This is a genomic window from Streptomyces sp. NPDC046939 (assembly GCF_040644575.1).
GTDB lineage: Bacteria > Actinomycetota > Actinomycetes > Streptomycetales > Streptomycetaceae > Streptomyces.
Map to the genome: position 1 here is coordinate 91682 of NZ_JBEYWV010000031.1, position 18576 is coordinate 110257.

Annotated in this window: 14 protein-coding genes and 1 pseudogene; 8 read left to right on the forward strand and 7 right to left on the reverse strand. The window is 70.5% G+C overall.

What is annotated here, in order from left to right:
• Nucleotides 1-15 precede the first annotated feature (15 nt).
• Complete coding sequence (locus tag ABZ877_RS29685; RefSeq protein WP_361077104.1) at nt 16-246, reverse strand: hypothetical protein; 231 nt, start codon at nt 244-246, stop codon at nt 16-18.
• A gap of 441 nt (nt 247-687) precedes the next feature.
• Between ABZ877_RS29685 and ABZ877_RS29690 the strand changes: the two genes are divergently transcribed.
• The 6 genes from ABZ877_RS29690 (at nt 688) to ABZ877_RS29715 (ending at nt 7585) form a co-directional block, all read left to right on the forward strand.
• Nucleotides 688-2811 carry a DNA topoisomerase IV subunit B gene (locus ABZ877_RS29690; protein ID WP_361077107.1) on the forward strand — a complete coding sequence of 708 codons (2124 nt, stop codon included), beginning with the start codon at nt 688-690 and terminating at the stop codon, nt 2809-2811.
• A gap of 149 nt (nt 2812-2960) precedes the next feature.
• The gene (locus tag ABZ877_RS29695; protein ID WP_361077110.1) at nt 2961-3467 is read left to right on the forward strand and encodes a DUF1453 domain-containing protein; all 507 of its coding nucleotides are present in this window, start codon (nt 2961-2963) and stop codon (nt 3465-3467) included.
• Nucleotides 3464-4621: a histidine kinase gene (locus ABZ877_RS29700; protein WP_361077113.1), complete on the forward strand. Its 1158-nt coding sequence runs from the start codon at nt 3464-3466 to the stop codon at nt 4619-4621. Before ABZ877_RS29695 ends, ABZ877_RS29700 begins: the two co-directional genes overlap by 4 nt.
• Nucleotides 4618-5325 (forward strand): response regulator transcription factor, encoded by a 708-nt coding sequence (locus ABZ877_RS29705; protein WP_361077117.1) that lies wholly within the window; start codon nt 4618-4620, stop codon nt 5323-5325. The genes ABZ877_RS29700 and ABZ877_RS29705 overlap by 4 nt, the downstream gene beginning before the upstream one ends.
• Nucleotides 5326-5420: 95 nt before the next feature.
• The gene (locus tag ABZ877_RS29710) at nt 5421-5993 is read left to right on the forward strand and encodes a DUF485 domain-containing protein (RefSeq protein WP_361077120.1); all 573 of its coding nucleotides are present in this window, start codon (nt 5421-5423) and stop codon (nt 5991-5993) included.
• Nucleotides 5990-7585, forward strand: a complete 1596-nt coding sequence (locus ABZ877_RS29715) for a cation acetate symporter (RefSeq protein ID WP_361077123.1) — start codon at nt 5990-5992, stop codon at nt 7583-7585. The genes ABZ877_RS29710 and ABZ877_RS29715 overlap by 4 nt, the downstream gene beginning before the upstream one ends.
• A gap of 26 nt (nt 7586-7611) precedes the next feature.
• Here ABZ877_RS29715 and ABZ877_RS29720 read toward each other — a convergent pair whose 3' ends face one another.
• The 3 genes and pseudogenes from ABZ877_RS29720 to ABZ877_RS29730 all read right to left on the reverse strand — a co-directional run bounded on the left by ABZ877_RS29720 (nt 7612) and on the right by ABZ877_RS29730 (nt 11928).
• Nucleotides 7612-8289, reverse strand: a complete 678-nt coding sequence (locus tag ABZ877_RS29720; protein WP_361077126.1) for a response regulator — start codon at nt 8287-8289, stop codon at nt 7612-7614.
• Nucleotides 8290-8807: 518 nt separating this feature from the next.
• Nucleotides 8808-10409, reverse strand: a pseudogene (locus ABZ877_RS29725) (sensor histidine kinase); the annotation flags it as partial.
• A gap of 241 nt (nt 10410-10650) precedes the next feature.
• Entirely contained in the window at nt 10651-11928 is a 1278-nt protein-coding gene (locus ABZ877_RS29730) for a citrate synthase (RefSeq protein WP_361077129.1), read from the reverse strand.
• A 97-nt stretch (nt 11929-12025) separates the two neighbouring features.
• Between ABZ877_RS29730 and ABZ877_RS29735 the strand changes: the two genes are divergently transcribed.
• Complete coding sequence (locus ABZ877_RS29735; RefSeq protein ID WP_361077132.1) at nt 12026-13195, forward strand: citrate synthase/methylcitrate synthase; 1170 nt, start codon at nt 12026-12028, stop codon at nt 13193-13195.
• A gap of 100 nt (nt 13196-13295) precedes the next feature.
• Here ABZ877_RS29735 and ABZ877_RS29740 read toward each other — a convergent pair whose 3' ends face one another.
• Both ABZ877_RS29740 and ABZ877_RS29745 read right to left on the reverse strand, forming a co-directional pair.
• Complete coding sequence (locus ABZ877_RS29740) at nt 13296-13532, reverse strand: hypothetical protein (RefSeq protein ID WP_361077135.1); 237 nt, start codon at nt 13530-13532, stop codon at nt 13296-13298.
• A gap of 197 nt (nt 13533-13729) precedes the next feature.
• Entirely contained in the window at nt 13730-14260 is a 531-nt protein-coding gene (locus tag ABZ877_RS29745) for a DUF6082 family protein (RefSeq protein ID WP_361077138.1), read from the reverse strand.
• A 311-nt stretch (nt 14261-14571) separates the two neighbouring features.
• Between ABZ877_RS29745 and ABZ877_RS29750 the strand changes: the two genes are divergently transcribed.
• Entirely contained in the window at nt 14572-15789 is a 1218-nt protein-coding gene (locus tag ABZ877_RS29750; RefSeq protein ID WP_361077196.1) for a CobW family GTP-binding protein, read from the forward strand.
• Between the two features lie 4 nt (nt 15790-15793).
• Here ABZ877_RS29750 and ABZ877_RS29755 read toward each other — a convergent pair whose 3' ends face one another.
• Nucleotides 15794-18250, reverse strand: a complete 2457-nt coding sequence (locus ABZ877_RS29755) for a DNA topoisomerase IV subunit A (protein WP_361077141.1) — start codon at nt 18248-18250, stop codon at nt 15794-15796.
• Nucleotides 18251-18576 lie beyond the last annotated feature (326 nt).

Here is an 18576-nt window from a genome sequence, read left to right on the forward strand (position 1 = left end):
CGTGGGTGCGAGGCGTCAGCGTTCCTCGGTCTCGGCGCTTGCCGGAACGGCGGTGAGCCGCTCCGTCTCGTCCTGTATCTCAGCGGCGATCTTCTTGAGTTCCGGCTCGAACTTGCGACCGTGGTGGGCGCAGAAGAGCAGTTCACCACCGCTGGACAGGACGACGCGCAGATATGCCTGGGCGCCGCAACGGTCACAGCGGTCAGCGGCCGTCAGCGGGCTCGCGGGGGTCAGAACAGTAGTCACGTCGCCTCTTCTCTAGCTCGACGAGCTGTCGTACCAGGGTCAACATCCAACCAGGCCGAAAACGTTCCCGCTCGCGGCTTTTCCTCGAAAATTTTCTTCGAGACCGGCTGTGTGTTGCCGGGTGGCGGCGAATGTGCCGTATTGCGTCTCTTACGTGCCGTACGGGTTCGCACGTTCTGTCAGGTCGGTCCTCCCCGGCTGGCTTGCCGGTTGTTCAAGAGGACGTGCCCGGAGCCTAAATGGTTCATGCCTGGAATGGAACGTGATGTGTGCGTCACTCCATCGAGGGATCGAACAAGTATGCGAGGTTGGATTAGTCTGGGCGGAGGTGAGGGTGGCGTTACAACGGCTCTACCAGGCATCGGTACCCTCTGACGGGCGACCAGCGCCGGCCCGTTACCCACCAGGGCCCCATCTGAAATTCAGCGAGGAGCGAACCGCGTGACCGCCGACACGTCCGTGCCGTCCACAGCGTTGCTGACCGGAGCAGACCGGGACGGATCCAACTACACCGCGCGGCACCTTCTCGTCCTCGAGGGGCTCGAAGCCGTACGCAAGCGTCCGGGCATGTACATCGGCTCGACCGACAGCCGCGGTCTGATGCACTGCCTCTGGGAGATCATCGACAACTCCGTCGACGAGGCTCTCGGTGGCTTCTGCGACCACATCGAAGTCATCCTGCACGACGACGCCTCCGTGGAGGTGCGGGACAACGGCCGCGGCATCCCCGTGGACAAGGAGCCCAAGACCGGCCTCTCCGGCGTCGAGGTCGTCATGACCAAGCTCCACGCGGGCGGCAAGTTCGGCGGCGGCGCGTACGCGGCCTCCGGCGGCCTGCACGGCGTGGGCGCCTCCGTGGTGAACGCGCTGTCGGCCCGCCTCGACGTGGAGGTGGACCTCGGCGGGCACACGCACGCCATCAGCTTCCGGCGCGGTGTGCCCGGCGCCTTCGCGAAGTCCGGCCCCGACGCGCCGTTCGACCCCTCCGCGCGGCTGAGCAAGGTCAAGAAGATCCCGAAGAGCCGCCACGGCACGCGCATCCGCTACTGGGCGGACCGGCAGATCTTCCTCAAGGACGCGAAGCTCTCGCTGGAGAACCTGCACCAGCGCGCCCGCCAGACCGCCTTCCTCGTGCCGGGCCTGACCATCGTCGTCCGCGACGAGTACGGCCTCGGCGAAGGCGGCAGCAAGGGCGAGGAGAGCTTCCGCTTCGACGGCGGCATCAGCGAGTTCTGCGAGTACCTGGCACAGGACAAGGCCGTCTGCGACGTCCTGCGCTTCACCGGCCAGGGCACCTTCAAGGAGACCGTCCCCGTGCTCGACGAGCACGGCCAGATGTCACCGACCGAGGTCACCCGGGAGCTGGGTGTCGACGTCGCGCTGCGCTGGGGCACCGGCTACGACACGACCATCAGGTCGTTCGTGAACATCATCGCGACGCCCAAGGGCGGCACCCACGTGAGCGGCTTCGAGCGCTCGCTCACCAGGACGATGAACGAGGTGCTGCGCACCCAGAAGCTGCTCAGGGTCGCCGAGGACGACATCACCAAGGACGACGCCCTGGAGGGCCTGACGGCCGTCGTCACGGTCCGCCTGGCCGAGCCGCAGTTCGAGGGCCAGACCAAGGAGGTCCTCGGCACCTCCGCGGCCAACCGGATCGTCGCCAATGTCGTCGCCAAGGAGCTCAAAGCGTTTCTGACCTCCACCAAGCGCGACGCCAAGGCGCAGGCCCGTGCCGTCATGGAGAAGGCCGTCGCCGCGGCCCGCACGCGCATCGCGGCCCGGCAGCACAAGGAGGCGCAGCGTCGCAAGACGGCCCTGGAGTCGTCGTCCTTGCCCGCGAAGCTCGCGGACTGCCGCAGCGACGACGTGGAGCGCAGCGAGCTGTTCATCGTCGAGGGCGACTCCGCGCTCGGCACCGCCAAGCTCGCGCGGAACTCCGAGTTCCAGGCACTCCTGCCGATCCGCGGCAAGATCCTCAACGTGCAGAAGTCGTCCGTCTCGGACATGCTCAAGAACGCCGAGTGCGGTGCGATCATCCAGGTCATAGGGGCTGGTTCCGGCCGCACCTTCGACCTCGACGCGGCGCGGTACGGGAAGATCATCCTGCTCGTCGACGCCGATGTCGACGGCGCCCACATCCGCTGCCTGCTGCTCACGCTGTTCCAGCGCTACATGCGGCCCATGGTCGAGGCCGGCCGCGTCTTCGCCGCCGTGCCGCCGCTGCACCGCATCGAGCTGGTCCAGCCGAAGAAGGGCCAGGACAAGTACGTCTACACGTACTCGGACCGCGAGCTGCGGGAGACGCTGCTCGAGTTCCAGCGCAAGGGCGTGCGCTACAAGGACTCGATCCAGCGCTACAAGGGCCTGGGCGAGATGGACGCCGACCAGTTGGCCGAGACCACGATGGACCCGCGCCACCGCACGCTGCGCCGGATCAACATCGGCGAGCTGGACGCCGCCGAGCAGGTCTTCGATCTGCTGATGGGCAACGACGTGGCGCCGCGCAAGGAGTTCATCAGCAGCTCCGCCGCGACGCTCGACCGCTCCCGCATCGACGCGTGACCGACCCCGCTCCCCTGTGCGGCTCCACCCCTGGGTGGAGCCGCACGATCCACCCCGGATCCACCCTGGCTCCGATCCGCTGACCTGCCGTTCTCCGTAGCGTCGAAGGCGTTGCACCACATCGCTCCCGACCGCTCACGGAGGCCGTCATGTCCGGGATCCCCGAAGCCCTGGCGATCGCCGCCATCGCCACGCTCGTCCTCGTGCGCCAGTTCAGGACCGTGCGCCTGGCCGCCGACCGCAAGTGGTGGCTGCTCCCCGCGCTCCTCGGATTCTCCGCGCTGCACAACGGCTCCCTCATGGACGCGCACCACCCCACGGGATCGGTCGTCCTGCTCGTCGTCGAGCTCTTGGTGAGCCTCGGCATAGGCGTCGGATGGGCGTTCACGACACGCGTCTGGTCCGACGAGCGGGGCGACGTGTGGACCAAGGGCACCGTGGCGACGGCCGGCACCTGGGTCGGCGGCCTGGCGGCGCGGGCGGCCGTCCTCGGCATCGGCCTGGCCCTCGGCATCCATCTCGGCAGCTCCGTGATCATGCTGGGCTTCGCCCTCTCGCTCCTGGTCCGCTCCGGTGTCCTGATGTGGCGGGCCGGACTCCTGCGGACGGCGTACGTTGGTCCTCTCGCGCCGTTGGCCGTGGAGGATCACAGGTGAGCCGGGACCACTGGACGGCATGGCCCTCGCGGGAGGCGCTCTCTCGCGTGGGGGTGACACGGGCCCGGCGGCTGCTGGCGAGGTCGGTTCGCGCGACGGTGATCGCGGTCATGCTGTGGACCGCCGTCACGCAGCGCGGCGTCGAGGACTGGGCCGTCGTCGCCGCACCCGTGGCGCTCCTCGTCTGCGCGGCCGCCGCCTGGGCCTTCTTCCGCACCACACTCGACCACCGGCTGTGGCCCTCCCTCGGGCTGCTCGCCCTCCTGCTGCTGATCGCCCTCGGCGCACAACAGGTCGGGTTCATGGGCCCCGCCATCGTGCTCTGGTGCGGCTGCGCCGTCTCCGCCCTCGAACGCATGCCGCTCGCCGCCGGTGCGCCCGCCACGGCGGTCTCGCTCACCGGCTTCGCTCTGGTCAACGACGACGCCTGGCTGACCACCGGCGTCATCGCGGTCGGGCTCTGCCTCTCCGGGTACGTGCTGCGCCTGGACGCCGAGGCCAGAGGCACCGCACAGAGGTTGCTGGTCCAGGAGCGGGCGGCACGGGCCGCCGAAGCCGAGTCGGCGGCGCTCGCCGAGCGGTCCCGGATCGCCCGGGAGATCCACGACGTCCTCGCCCACAGCCTCTCCGCCCAGCTCGTGCACCTGGAGGCGGCCCGGCTGCTCATCGAGCGCGGAGCCGACCGGAACCAGATTTTGGAGCGGGTCGTCGCTGCCCGGGGGATGGCCCGCGACGGGCTCACCGAGACCCGGCAGGCGCTGTCCGCGCTGCGCGGCGAGATGACACCGCTCGAGGACTTCCTACGAGAACTCGTCGCATCCTGCGACGGCGCCTCCCTCGCCGTCGAGGGCGAGCGCACGCCCCTGTCCGCCGAGGCCTCGCAGGCGGTGCGCAGAGTGGCGCAGGAGGCACTGACGAACGTACGCAAGCACGCGCCGGGCGCGAAGGCAGCCATGCGCCTCGAGTACGACCCCGGCGAGGTGACCTTGGAGATACGGGACTCGGGCGGGACTTGTCCACAGGCGGAACTCGCCGCAGGCGGTTCCGGCTACGGTCTGCTGGGGATGAGGGAGCGCGCCGAGCTGCTGGGCGGTTCGCTGGACGCGGGCCCGGACGAGGAGGGGTTTGTGGTCACGTTGAGGGTGCCCCTGTGAGCGGGGCCGATGCGGAGAGCGCGGCGGGCAGGCCACTGGCCCGTGTCGTGGTGGTCGACGACCAGACGGTGGTGCGCGAAGGCATCGTGATGCTGCTCGGGCTGCTGCCCGGAATCGAGGTGGTGGGCGCGGGTGGGGACGGTGAGGAGGCGCTCGCGCTGGTGGCCGAGCTGGCTCCGGACGTGGTGCTGATGGACCTGCGCATGCCGCGCTGTGACGGCGTGGAGGCGACGCGCCGCATCCGCGCGGAGCATCCTGGCACCCAGGTCGTCATCCTGACCACGTACGCCGACGACGACTCGCTCTTCCCTGCGCTCAGAGCGGGAGCGCGCGGTTATCTGACCAAGGACGCGGGCGGTGAGGAGATCGTGCGGGCCGTGTGGGACGTGCTCGGCGGTGCCGCGGGGCTCTCGCCGCAGATCCAGCGGCGGCTCCTGGAGAGACTGTCGCAGCCCGAGCCCGCCACGCCCGTGGCCAAGGAGCCGCCGGACGGGCTGACCGCGCGGGAGGCGGAGGTGCTGGTGCTCATCGCCGACGGCCTCAGCAACCAGGAGATCGCCCGAGCGCTGCAGGTCTCGACGGCGACGGTGAAGACGCACATCAACAACCTGTTCGCGAAGACGGGGCTGAAGGACCGCGCGCAGGCGGTGCGTTACGCGTACAGGAACGGACTCGCGAAGCCACCGGAGGCGTCCATCACCTAATGGGGTGAAGGACTTGAGAGGAGAGTCCGAGATCTTCCCGGTCTGTCCATCCTTGGCCACGCGGCCGTAGTCGGGTCGCGGACAAGGAGAGTTCGGTGGAGAAGCACGACGGGCGCGGGACGGCGCGGCCCCGGACCGGTGATCGCGGCGGCACGGGCGATCCCTGGAACGACGCGCCCGCCGCGGGGTGGGGCGACCGGGACGGCACAGGCGCACCGGCGTCCTCCGTGCCCCGCCAGGCCGCGCACCGGGAGCGGAGCGCGGCAGGGGTCTATCTGGAGGTGCAGCGCAGCGCCGCGTTCCAGGAGGTGCGCGGGCGCTACCGGAGGTTCGTCCTCCCCGCGACAGTGATCTTCTTCGCCTGGTACCTCGCGTACGTCGTGGCCGCCACGAGCGCGCCCGCGCTGATGGCCCGGCCGGTCGCGGGGGCGGTGAACGTGGCGATGGTGGCGGGGCTCGGCCAGTTCGCCAGTACGTTCCTGCTGACGTGGCTGTACGCGCGCCATGCCCGGCTGCGGCGGGACCGGCTTGCGCTCGAACTGCGCTGGGACACACAGGAGTTGGCGCGAGGGGTTGCCGGTGAGGGGGACCGTAGGGGCGGCTTCCCGCGCATAAACGGTTCCCCGGGCACGGACGCTTCCCTGCGGAGCGAGGGCGGACGACGGTGACGGGGACGCATCAGACTCTGGCCCTGATCCTGTTCAGCGCGTTCGTGGCGGTCACGCTCGCGATCACGACCTGGGCGGGGCGCCGACGGCACGGCTCGGCCGAGGAGTTCTACGCGGGCGGCCGTCTCTTCTCACCGATGGAGAACGGATTCGCCATCGCCGGGGACTACATGTCGGCCGCGTCCTTCCTCGGCATCTCCGGCCTCATCGCGCTCTACGGCTACGACGGGCTGCTCTACTCCGTGGGCTTCCTCGTCGCCTGGCTGGTCGTGCTCTTCCTCGTCGCCGAACTGGTGCGCAACTGCGGGCGGTTCACGATGGCCGACGTCGTGGCGGCGCGGATGCGGGAGCGTCCCGTACGCATCGCGGCGGGAACTTCCTCGGTCACCGTGTCCGTTCTCTATCTGGTGGCGCAGATGGTGGGTGCGGGCAGCCTGGTCGCGCTGCTGCTCGGTGGGGAGAGCGGTGCGGCGCAGGCATGGACCGTCGTCGGCGTGGGCGCGCTCATGGTGATCTATGTGTCGTTGGGAGGGATGCGGGCCACCACGTGGATCCAGATCGTGAAGGCCGTTCTGCTCATGGGCGGGACGATCACCCTGACGGTGCTCGTCCTGGCGCGTTTCCACGGTGACGTCGACCATCTGCTGCGCTCGGCGGCGGCACGCAGCGGACACGGGGCCGACTTCCTCGTGCCCGGGCTGAAGTACGGCGGGAGCTGGACCGCCCGCCTCGACTTCATCAGCCTGGGCCTCGCGCTCGTCCTCGGCACGGCAGGCCTTCCGCACATCCTGTCGCGCTTCTACACCGTGCCGACCGCGCGGGCCGCCCGTCGCTCGGTCGTCTGGTCGATCGGGCTCATCGGCAGCTTCTACCTGATGACGATCGTGCTCGGGTTCGGCGCGGCCGCCCTCGTCGGCTCCGCCGCCGTACGGGACTCGAACGCGGCGGGGAACACGGCGGTTCCGCTGCTCGCCCTCGACCTGGGCGGCGGCGCGGACTCGACGGGAGGCACGGTGCTGTTCGCGGTCGTCGCGGCGGTCGCCTTCGCCACCATCCTCGCCGTCGTCGCCGGGATCACGCTCGCCTCCTCGGCGTCCGTGGCGCACGACCTGTATGCCTCGCTGCGACGCAAGCGCGGCGGGAAGCAGCGCAGCGAGGTCGCGGTGGCGCGGGTGGCGGCGGCCGGGATCGGCGTCGTCGCGATCGCGCTCGGGCTGCTCGCGCGCGATCTGAACGTGGCGTTCCTCGTGGGTCTGGCCTTCGCCGTCGCCGCGTCCGCCAACCTGCCCGTGCTGCTGTACTCGCTGTTCTGGCGCGGCTTCACCACGCGCGGGGCGGTGTGGTCGGTGTACGGCGGGCTCGTCCCGGCGCTCGTCCTCGTCGTGCTGTCACCGGTGGTCTCGGGCAGCCCGACGTCCCTGTTCCCGGGGGTCGACTTCCAGTTCTTCCCGTTGGAGAACCCGGGGCTCGTCTCCATCCCGCTCGGCTTCCTCGCCGGCTGGCTGGGCACCATGACCTCCGCCGAGCCGCCGGACGAGGCCAAGCACGCCGAGACCGAGGTGCGGTCGCTGACCGGCGCGGGAGCTGTCTGACCTGGGCCGGCTCGCGGGCGGCCGGGTCAGCCGGCCGCGGCCCACTCGTAACGGTGTTCGGGTCGGCCCGTGTCGCCGTACTTCAGGCTCAGCCGCACCCGGCCCGTGCGTTCCAGCAGCTTCAGGTAGCGCTGGGCGGTCTGGCGGCTGAGCCCGGTCAGGTCGGCCAACTCCTGTGCGGAAAGCGGCCCTTCGGCGTTCATCATCGCCTTGCGCACCAGCTCGGCCGTGGTGGGGGAGTGGCCCTTCGGCAACTCGGGCGCGGGCGTGGCCGACAGCGCGCCGAAGAATCGGTCGACCTCCGCCTGCTCGGCCTCGCCGCCACCGTCGAGGGTGCGGCGCAGCGTCGCGTACGCCTCCAACTTTCCGCGCAGACCCGCGAACGAGAACGGCTTGACGAGGTACTGCAGCGCCCCGTGCCGCATCGCCGCCTGCACGGTCGCCACGTCGCGCGCCGCCGTCACCATGATCACGTCGATCTGGTGGCCCCGCTCACGGACGGCGCGGGCCACGTCGAGGCCCGTCTCGTCCGGCAGGTAGTGATCCAGCAGGACGAGGTCGACGTCGCGGTCCTCGATCCGCTCCAGGGCCTCGGCCGCGCTGTGCGCTTTGGCGGCCACGCGGAAGCCCGGCACCTTGGCCACGTAGGCGGCGTTCACATCGGCGACGCGGGTGTCGTCGTCCACGACCAGGACCTGGATCATCGGACCTCCTTGGACGCGGTCGGGGCGTTCTCGTCGGTGGGCTGGGCGTGGGTGGCGGGGTCGGCGGTGGCTTCGGCGGGGGTGTCTGGTTGGCTTGCGGCCGCGGTGTCGGCCCCGGCTCCGGCCGCGGTGTCGGCCCCGGCTCCGGCCCCGGTGTTGGCCCCGGCGTCGGCCACGGGCTTGCTGGTGGCCTCAGCGCGGGCGCCGGGTTCATCCGCCTCTTGAGCGCCGGAGTCCGGTTCGAAGGTGGGCTCGACATGGGTGCCGGGCCTGTCGGCGGCCCCGGCGCGAGCGGCAGGGGTATGGACGTCTCGGGCGCGGGCGTCCCGGGTGCGGAGGCTCGATTCTCGTACGGGCTCGGCGTAGCCATCCGGCCCTGCATCGGCCCCAGTACGGGCGTCGCGCCCGCAAAAACCTCGGGCGCGGGCATCCGCCTCGCCAACGGTCTCGGCGGCGTACCCGTCCCGCTCGCCGACGGCCCCGGCGCCGATATCAGGCTCACCGCCCACCTCAGCGAACGCCTCCGGCAGAACCACCACGAACTCCGCGCCTCCCGCAGGCGACGTCGTCACCTCCGCCGTACCGCCCTGGCGTTCGGCGAGGCGGCGTACGAGGGCCAGGCCGATGCCGCGCTTGCCGTACGCCGGTGGCTCCTTCGTGGACCAGCCTTCCGTGAAGACGGCCTCTCGTTGATCGGCGGGGACCCCCGGGCCCGTGTCGCGCACCCGTAGGACCGCTGCGGGGCCCTCCGCCCGGAGAATCACCTCCACGCGCGCGTGCCGCCCCGAACCGGCTGCCGCGTCGACCGCGTTGTCGACCAGGTTGCCGACGATGGTGACGAGGCCGCGCGGATCGACGAGGCGGTCAGGCAGCGCCGTGTCCCGCGAAACGCTCAGCGCGACCCCGCGCTCCGCGGCGACCGTCGCCTTGCCCACCAGCAACGCGGCGAGCAACGGGTCCTGGATCTTCTCCGTGATCTGCTCCGCGGTGACCCGGTGCGCGCCCGCCACCTCACCGACGAACTCCGCCGCCTCCTCGTACATCTCCAGTTCGAGGAGGCCGAGGAGCGTGTGCATCCGGTTGGCGTGTTCGTGGTCCTGGGCGCGCAGGGCGTCGATGAGCCCGCGCGTGGAGTCGAGTTCGCGGCCGAGCTGTTCCAGTTCGGTGCGGTCGCGCAGGGTGGCGACGGCGCCGCCGTCGTCGGTGGGCATGCGGTTGGCGACCAGGACGCGTTGGCCACGTACGGTCAACAGATCGGTGCCGGAGACGTGGCCCGCGAGCACGTCCGTCGTACGCCCTGGGCCCAGCGCGTCCTCCAGGAGCTGTCCGATGGCCTCGGTGCCGAGGCCGAGGAGGCGCTGCGCCTCGTCGTTCAGCAGGCGGATCCGTCCGGCGCGGTCCAGGGCGACGACGCCCTCGCGGATGCCGTGCAACATCGCCTCGCGCTCGGCCAGCAGCGCGGAGATGTCGGAGAACGCCAGGTCACGGGTCTGCCGCTGCACGCGCCGGGAGATCAAGTAGGCGGCGAGCGCGCCGACCGCCAGCGCTCCTCCCGCGTACGCGAACAGGCCCGGGATCGCGTGGATCAGGCGGGCACGGACGCTGTCGTACTCGATGCCGACCGAGACCGCGCCCACAATGGCCCCGTCAGCGCCCCTCAAGGGCACTTTGCCGCGCGCGGAGCGCCCGAGGGTACCGTCGTCGATCTCCATCACCTCGCGGCCCGCTAGAGCGTCGCTGGGGTCCGTCGAGACGACCCGGCCGATCTGATCGCGGTCGGTGTGCGACCAGCGCACCCCCGCCTTGTTCATGATCACGACGTACTCCGCGCCGCTGGCCCGCCGGATCCGCTCCGCCTCGGCCTGCACCGGACCGTCCGCCGTCGGTCGCGAGGAGCGCAGGTCGGCGGCGATCTGTGGCTGCGCCGCCGTGGTCTGGGCGATGGCGAGAGCGCGCCGCATCGCCTGGTCGTCGAGCTGGTCGCTCAACGGGGCGAGGAACAACCCGGTCGCCAGCACCGCCACCCCGGCGGCGATCGCCACCTGCATCAGCAGCACCTGCGCGAACACGCGCCTGGGCAGACCGAGACGCAGGCGGCGGGCGGGGGAGGTCGGGCTCATGGTGACGAACGGTACGGGTCCTTCCGCCTCCGTTCGAAGCCCTTGTGGCGCGGATCTCGTACGACGGACGACTACGACGACGACTACGACTACGACTACGAGGCACGAGGGCTACGGCGAAAGGACTACGGCTACGAGGACTCCGGCTACGAGGGCTACGACGACGGCCGCGCTCGGGTTGCCCACGCGCCCGGGGTGATGCCTCAGGACGTGCCGAGTCAAGCGCCGCCCTCGGAAAGGCTCACTCCTCGGGCCGCCCAGGTGGCTCCGGCAACGGCTGCGGCGGACGCGCGCCCACGTAATGCCCGGTGGGTCGCATCCGCAGCGGGCGCTCCTCGTACTCCTCCAGGGCGTGCGCGATCCAGCCCGCCGTGCGCGCCACGGCGAAGATCGTCTCGCCTGCCTCGGGCGGCATCCCGTAGGTGACGGTGAACGCGGCGAGGGCCAGGTCCACATTGGCGTGCAGATCCGTGTGGCGGGCCGTCGTCGCCACGATGTCGCGCGCCGCTGCCAGCGCCGGGTGTGCGGCGGGCAGGTCCTCCAGGGCGGCGAACAGTGCCCGCGCGCGTGGGTCCTCGCTTGTGTAGAGGCGGTGGCCGAGGCCCGGCACGCGGCGTCCCGCGCGCAGTTCGTCGGCGACGACCGGCCCTGCGTTGCCGCGGTCCAGCACCTCCAGGAGCATCCGGTGCGCCAGGCCGCTGGCCGCACCGTGCAGGGGACTCTCCAGGACGCCCAACCCCGCGGAGACGGCCGCGTACGGGTGCGCCCGGGCCGACGCGGCGACGCGCACCGCCAGCGTGGAGGCTGCCAGGTCGTGGTCGACGAGCAGGGCGAGCGCCATGTCCAGGACGCGCAGCGACGCCTCGTCGGGTTCCTGGTAGGACAACCGGCCCCACAGGCGCCGCGCGATCGGCTCTCCGTCCGCGTACGTGGGCGACTGCAGGGGCTGCGCCGCCGCGAGCGTCGGGATCAGGGAGCGCGCGGCCCCGAGGACGGACTGTGCGGACAGGTCGTAGCGCATGGGGTCGGATGTCGCGGCGGCGACCGCCGCCACGCGCAGCCGGTCCACCGGGCTGCTGTGCTCCGGTAGACCGTTGACCGCGCGCCGCGCCGCCGCCAGGGCCTCCTTGGGGGCGACGAACCGGGCACCGGGGCGCAGGGCGCCCGTCCACAGCCACTCCGCGACTTCCTCGTACGAGTGACGGGCCGCCAGCTCCGCCGCGTCGACCCCCCGGAAGAAGTACCGGTCTGCGTCGATGAGCGTGATCCGGGTGCGCACGGACAGCTCGTCAGGGCTCGAACCGGCCATGCTCTCCCGCCTGTTGCGGCGAGCCAGGGCCTCGACCTCGGCGGCGTCGAAGGTGCTGCCGCGTCTGCCGTGAGCGCGTCGGCTGGTCAGCAGCCCGCGGCTGACATAGGCGTACACCGTCTCGGGCTTCACGCCGAGCAGTTCGGCGGTCTCCTGGGTGCTCAACCGACGATCGGCCCGCTGGGCCGGTGCGGGTTCTTGATCCCTCATGCGCGTCACCGTATCCACCTCCACATACATTGATTCAATCAATATTGACAGCGAATGAGTCAATCATGGACAGTCGGATCAAGTTCAGGGAGGAATCATGCCGATCAACGGGACCACGGACACCCCCGCCGTCGACCTGCCGCGCGGACTCGCGGGCGTCATCGTCACCGACACCGCACTCGGCGACGTCCGGGGACGGGAAGGCTTCTACCACTACCGTCAGTACTCGGCCGTCGAACTCGCGCAGACCCGCAGCTTCGAGGACGTCTGGCACCTGATGGTCCACGGCGAACTGCCGGACGCCGCACGGTCGGCGGCCTTCGCGCGGGAGACCGCGGAGCTGCGCGTCCTGCCCGAGGAGGTGCGGGCCGCGCTGCCCGCCATCGCCCGCGCGGGCGCGGTCTCCGGTCCACTGGCCGGGCTGCGGACAGTCCTCTCGCTGTTCGGCGCCGCGCAGGGCTTCCGGCCCGTGTACGACATCGACGCCGACCGGCGCAGGGCGAACACCCTTGCCGCGGCGGCGGTCGTCCCCACGATGCTCACCGCGCTGCACCGGCTCGGCGAGGGACTTGATCCGGTGGAGCCGCGGGCGGATCTGCCGTACGCGGCGAACTATCTGTACATGTTGACGGGGACGGAGCCGGACCCCGCTCACGCGCGCGCCGTCGAGCAGTACCTCATCTCGACCATTGACCATGGCTTCAACGCGTCCACCTTCACCGCACGCGTGATCACGTCGACAGGAGCCGATGTCGTCGCCTGTCTGGTCGGCGCCATCGGCGCCCTGTCGGGCCCGCTGCACGGTGGGGCGCCCAGCCGCGCGCTCGACACCCTGGACGCGATCGGCACCCCGGACCGCATCGATTCCTGGATCCGCGAGCGGGTCCTCGCCGGTGAACGGATCATGGGGTTCGGGCACCCCGTCTACCGCACGGAGGATCCGCGCTCGCGGATGCTGCGCGGTATCGCCGAGCACTTCGGCGGCCCGCTCGTGGAGTTCGCCGTCGAGGTGGAGCGCCGGGTCGAGGCGATCCTGGCCGAGCTCAAGCCCGGCCGTGAGCTGCACACGAACGTGGAGTTCTACGCGGGCGTGGTCATGGAGCTGTGCGGGCTGCCGCGCACGATGTTCACGCCGACGTTCGCCGCGGCGCGCGTGGTCGGCTGGAGCGCCAACATCCTGGAGCAGGCCGAGGACTCGAAGATCATCCGCCCGGCGGCGCGCTACGTGGGGGAGGAGCCGCCGGTCGCGGTGCCGCGTCTGGGCTGAGAGAAAGGCCGACGAAGGCTGACGAAGGCCAACGAACGCCAGCGAAGCTGACAAGGCCGACGAAAGCCGAAGGCGAACGGGGCCTGTAAGGCGTCAGACGTCAGACGTCAGGAATGTCGTTCTTCGCGCGCAGCAGCGTCTCCCGGTTCACGATCACGATGCGCTCGTAGTCGGCGACCCCCGCGTCCGCCGGAAGCTCCTTCGCGAGCTCGGCGGTGGCCTCCGTACCGATCACGGCGAAGTTCCCGTCGCTGAGTTCGAAGACATCGGGGCAGGTGGCGCCGGAGGCGCTTCCGCGAGCGCTCGGGGGCACCCCGATGCGACGTACGATTTTCAAGGGGACCGGTCCTTCTGGGAAGAGCGACGTTACGGCGCAACAGTAGTGGGCCGAGCGACGCTGGATAGTACCGATCCCCGTGTGTTCAGAGGGAGTTGACTGAAAAGTTCACTTGGACGGGTGAGTGGCGCGAGGGGCGGTTGATACCGCGTTCATGCCGAGTCGCTGCCGACCTGCTGCCGAGTGATGCCGGGTCTTCAGAGGGGCGGGGGTTCGCCGACGACCCACCACTCGTCGGTGTCCGACTCGTCCCGCTCCTGAAGGAGCGTTTCAGCGATGGCCCCGACCTCCGCCTCCGTGGAGTTCGGGTCGAGCGAGGCGCGATGGGGGCGGGTGGCCTCCCAGTACTCCCTGATGTACGCGCTCTGGAAGAGCTCGCGCAGATGCCCGCGGAGCTGGCGGCGGTCCAGGACGCCCGCCTCGTAGAGGTGGAAGGCGTTGACGTACCAGAGATTGGCGTAGAGGTACTGTCGCCGCCGCTCCGGCGAGAGGTCCCGGCCGTAGTTGTCGATCACGACGGCCAGCTCGGGGTCGTCGATGGCCTTGTTCAGAAGCTCCCAGTGCATGTGCTGCTGATGGGCGCGGGCCAGTCGGCGCCGATCGGCGGCCCTCGCGGCGTACCCGGGGCCGTACTGGTGCCACCAATGCGCCGTGGCGGTGCCGGCGAGCGCCCCCGTGATCATCGCGGCGACCACGGGGCGCCACGCCCTCCAACTCTGTGTGGTCATGTCAACCCCCGATTCAGGCGACCGCCCGCCGGTCGCCGGACGCGGGTCGACGGACTTGCGGACCGGCGAGCATGGCGATGGGCGGCGCGCTTGCCGTCTCCCAAGGGTGCCGAGCGGCTCTGATCGGCTGGGAGGCGGAGAGGAGGCGCACGGAAGCATGCTCGGGTCGCGGAAACCGGCGCCATGTCGAACGTCTGCCCAGTGCGCGCGCTAACAATCGTTCACTTCGCGGCCTTTCTCCCCTTGCCGCTTGTCTAGGCTGGGGCGGCACGGATGGTCGTACGGAAGGTGGAGAGAGCGCGTTGAGCCAGGTGAGCGATGCGAGCGAGGTGAACCGGCAGATCCCCGTCGTCGTCCTCGCGGGGTTCCTCGGATCGGGGAAGACCACCCTGCTCAATCACTTGTTGCATCACAGCGGCGGTTCGCGGATCGGGGCGATCGTCAATGACTTCGGGGCGATCGAGATCGACGCGATGGCCGTGGCGGGACAGTTGGGCGACTCGACGGTCTCGCTCGGCAACGGGTGTCTGTGCTGCGCCGTGGACGCCAGTGAGCTCGATGTGTATCTGGACAAGTTGACTCGCCCCGTCAATGACCGTCATGAGATGGACGTCATCGTCATCGAGGCGAGCGGCATCGCGGAACCGCAGGAACTGGTGCGCATGGTGCTTGCCAGCGAAAATCCGCGCATCGTGTACGGCGGGTTGATCGAGGTCGTGGACGCGGCCGAGTTCGACGCGACCCGGCAGAGGCATCCCGAGGTGGAGCGGCACCTGGGGATCGCGGACCTCGTCGTCGTCAACAAGGCCGACCGGGTCGCGGACGCGGAGCGGGAGCGTGTGCTGACCGCCGTGCGTGGGGCCGCCGGCCCCGCCGCCGTGGTCTGCGCCTCGTACGGACGCGTCGACCCGGAGCTGCTCTTCGACTGCCGCCCGGCGACGGAACGCATCGGCCAGCTCTCCTTCGACGACCTGCACCGTCACGACGAGACCCACGGCGAGACCCACGACGAGACCCACGGCGAGAGCCATGACGAGACCCACGACGAGAGCCACCACGCGACCCACGACGAGATGCGAGACGGGACCCTCGGCGGCGGGACGCACGCCCCGCACCTCCACTCCGCCTACGACAGCCTCTCCTTCACCTCCGACGTGCCGATGGACCCGCGCCGGCTGATGGACTTCCTCGACGGGCGCCCCGAGGGGCTCTACCGCATCAAGGGCTACGTCGACTTCGGCCCCGCCGACCCGGACAACCGGTACGCCGTGCACGCCGTCGGGCGGTTCCTGCGGTTCTACCCGGAGCCCTGGCCCGTCGGCGCCGACCCGGAGGGGGAGCCGCACCTCACCCAGCTCGTCCTCATCGGAGCCGGGATCGACACGGACGCACTCCGCGCCCGGCTCGACGGCGCCAAGGGCACGAAGAACGCCCCGCACACCGTCGACGAGCACGGCATGTGGGGCGTTCTCCGCTACGTACAGGACAAGGGCGAGGACCCCGACGATCCGGAGGCCGCCGGGGTCTGACGGCCTACACGGGCCCGGCCACCGCCGCCACCGTCTTCGGCAGGGAGATCCCGGACCCGTCGCGGCGCGGGTCCATCTCGGTCAGCTCGGCCGGCATCCCGTTCTTCTGCGCCGCGCGCGCGGGCGCCGCACCGGCCCAGGCGAGGCTCAGGCAGTCCTCGCCCTTCAGGAACCGCTGGCAGCGCACGCCACCCGTGGCGCGTCCCTTGCGCGGGTACTGGTCGAACGGGGTCAGCTTGGCGGTCGTCTGGACCGAGTCGTCCAGCGTGCCGCGCGAGCCCGCCACGGTGAAGACGACGGCGTCGGCCGCCGGGTCGACCGCGGTGAAGGAGATGACCTTCGCGCCGGTCGCCAGCTTGATGCCGGCCATGCCGCCCGCGGGGCGGCCCTGCGGGCGCACCATGGACGCCTGGAAGCGCAGCAGTTGCGCGTCGTCGGTGATGAAGACCAGGTCCTCCTCGCCGGTCCGCAGCTCCACCGCGCCCACGATGCGGTCACCGTCCTTGAGGGTGATGACCTCCAACTCGTCCTTGTTGGACGGGTAGTCGGGTGCCACGCGCTTGACGACGCCCTGCTCGGTGCCGAGGGCGATGCCGGGCGAGGACTCGTCCAGCGTCGTCAGGCAGACGACCTTCTCGTCCGCGCCGAGGGTGGAGAGGAACTCGGAGATCGGGGCGCCGCCGGAGAGGTTCGGCGCGGTCGCCGTGTCCGGGAGCTGCGGCAGGTCGATGACGTTCAGGCGCAGGAGCCGGCCCGCCGAGGTGACCGCGCCGATCTCGCCGCGCGCCGTCGCCGGCACCGCGGAGACGATCACGTCGTGCTTGGTGCGCTTGCCGTTCTCGTCGGCGGCGAACGGCTCGCCGTTGGCCGTACGGGCGAGCAGGCCGGTCGAGGAGAGCAGCACGCGGCAGGGGTCGTCGGCCACCTGGAGCGGCACGGTGGCGACGGCCGGGCCGGAGGACTCGAGCAGCACGGTGCGCCGCTCGGTGCCGAACTTCTTGGCGACGGCCGCCAGTTCCGAGGAGACGAGCTTGCGCAGCTCGGCGTCGGACTCGAGGATGCCGGTCAGCTCGTCGATCTCGCCGTTGAGCTTGTCGCGCTCGGACTCCAGCTCGATGCGGTCGAACTTGGTGAGGCGGCGCAGCGGCGTGTCCAGGATGTACTGCGTCTGGACCTCGCTCAGCCCGAAGCGACCGATCAGCCGCTCCTTGGCCTGGGCGCTGTTCTCGCTGGAGCGGATGAGGCGGATGACCTCGTCGATGTCGAGCAGGGCGACGAGGAGGCCGTCGACCAGGTGCAGCCGGTCCCGCTTCTTGGTGCGGCGGAACTCGCTGCGGCGGCGCACCACGTCGAAGCGGTGGTCCAGGTAGACCTCGAGCAGCTCCTTGAGGCCGAGGGTGAGCGGCTGGCCGTCGACCAGGGCCACATTGTTGATGCCGAAGGACTCCTCCATCGGCGTCAGCTTGTAGAGCTGCTCCAGGACGGCCTCCGGGACGAAGCCGTTCTTGATCTCGATGACCAGGCGCAGGCCGTGCTCGCGGTCGGTGAGGTCCTTGACGTCGGCGATGCCCTGGAGCTTCTTGTTGCCGACGAGTTCCTTGATCTTCGCGACGACCTTCTCGGGACCCACCGCGAAGGGCAGTTCGGTGACGACGAGGCCCTTGCGGCGCGCGGTCACGGTGTCCACGGCGACCGTGGCCCGGATCTTGAAGGTGCCGCGCCCCGTCTCGTAGGCGTCCCTGATGCCGGACAGGCCGACGATGCGGCCGCCCGTGGGCAGGTCGGGGCCCGGCACGTACTTCATGAGCGTCTCGAGGTCGGCGCCCGGGTGCTTGATCAAGTGACGGGCGGCGGCGATCACTTCGCCCAGGTTGTGCGGCGCCATGTTGGTCGCCATGCCGACCGCGATGCCCGACGCGCCGTTCACCAACAGGTTCGGGTACGCCGCCGGGAGGACCAGGGGCTCCTGCTCCTGTCCGTCGTAGTTCGGCGCGAAGTCGACCGTGTTCTCCTCGATCGACTCCGTCATCAGGCCGGCGGCCGGGTCCATGCGGCACTCGGTGTACCGCATGGCGGCCGGGCGGTCGTCGTTGCCGAGCGAACCGAAGTTCCCGTGCCCGTCGACCAGGGGGAGGCGCATGGAGAACGGCTGGGCGAGGCGCACCAGCGCGTCGTAGATCGACGCGTCGCCATGGGGGTGCAACTTACCCATGACCTCGCCGACGACGCGGGCGCACTTCACATAGCCGCGGTCGGGGCGCAGGCCCATCTCGTTCATCTGGTAGACGATCCGACGGTGGACGGGCTTCATCCCGTCGCGGGCGTCGGGCAGGGCGCGCGAGTAGATGACCGAGTACGCGTACTCCAGGTAGGAGCCCTGCATTTCGTCGACCACGTCGATGTCGAGGATCCTCTCCTCGAAATCGTCGGGCGGCGGGGTCTTCGTGCTGCGGCGGGCCATCGCTGCTGCGGCTCCTTCACCAACATCTACGGATACATCCAAGGGAACTGTCGCGGACCATTGTGGACCGCCCCACTGACAACGCTGATCGCGACCCGTCCGAACGGGGCCGACGGCGGTCCTCCCGGGAGCCGCCGCGCTCGCTCACGGCGTAGCCCGGACGGGAACTTCGCCAGGTGGCCGCAGGCTTGCATACAGTGGCAGGACTGGCAGCGGTTTCGCCTTCACACAGTGGTCCGCGTCCACAGTGTTTCCCAGGCGTCACCAGCGTTACCAGTGGTATCAGCGATATCAGCGGTCTCAGTTCTCTCAGCATTTCCGATGTT

Excerpts from the sequence above, each read along its gene's own strand:
- ABZ877_RS29695 (WP_361077110.1), top strand. The coding sequence starts at position 2,961 with ATGTCCGGGATCCCCGAAGCCCTGGCGATCGCCGCCATCGCCACGCTC.
- ABZ877_RS29755 (WP_361077141.1), bottom strand. The coding sequence starts at position 18,250 with ATGGCCCGCCGCAGCACGAAGACCCCGCCGCCCGACGATTTCGAGGAG.
- ABZ877_RS29745 (WP_361077138.1), bottom strand. The coding sequence starts at position 14,260 with ATGACCACACAGAGTTGGAGGGCGTGGCGCCCCGTGGTCGCCGCGATG.
- ABZ877_RS29720 (WP_361077126.1), bottom strand. The coding sequence starts at position 8,289 with ATGATCCAGGTCCTGGTCGTGGACGACGACACCCGCGTCGCCGATGTG.
- ABZ877_RS29730 (WP_361077129.1), bottom strand. The coding sequence starts at position 11,928 with ATGAGGGATCAAGAACCCGCACCGGCCCAGCGGGCCGATCGTCGGTTG.
- ABZ877_RS29735 (WP_361077132.1), top strand. The coding sequence starts at position 12,026 with ATGCCGATCAACGGGACCACGGACACCCCCGCCGTCGACCTGCCGCGC.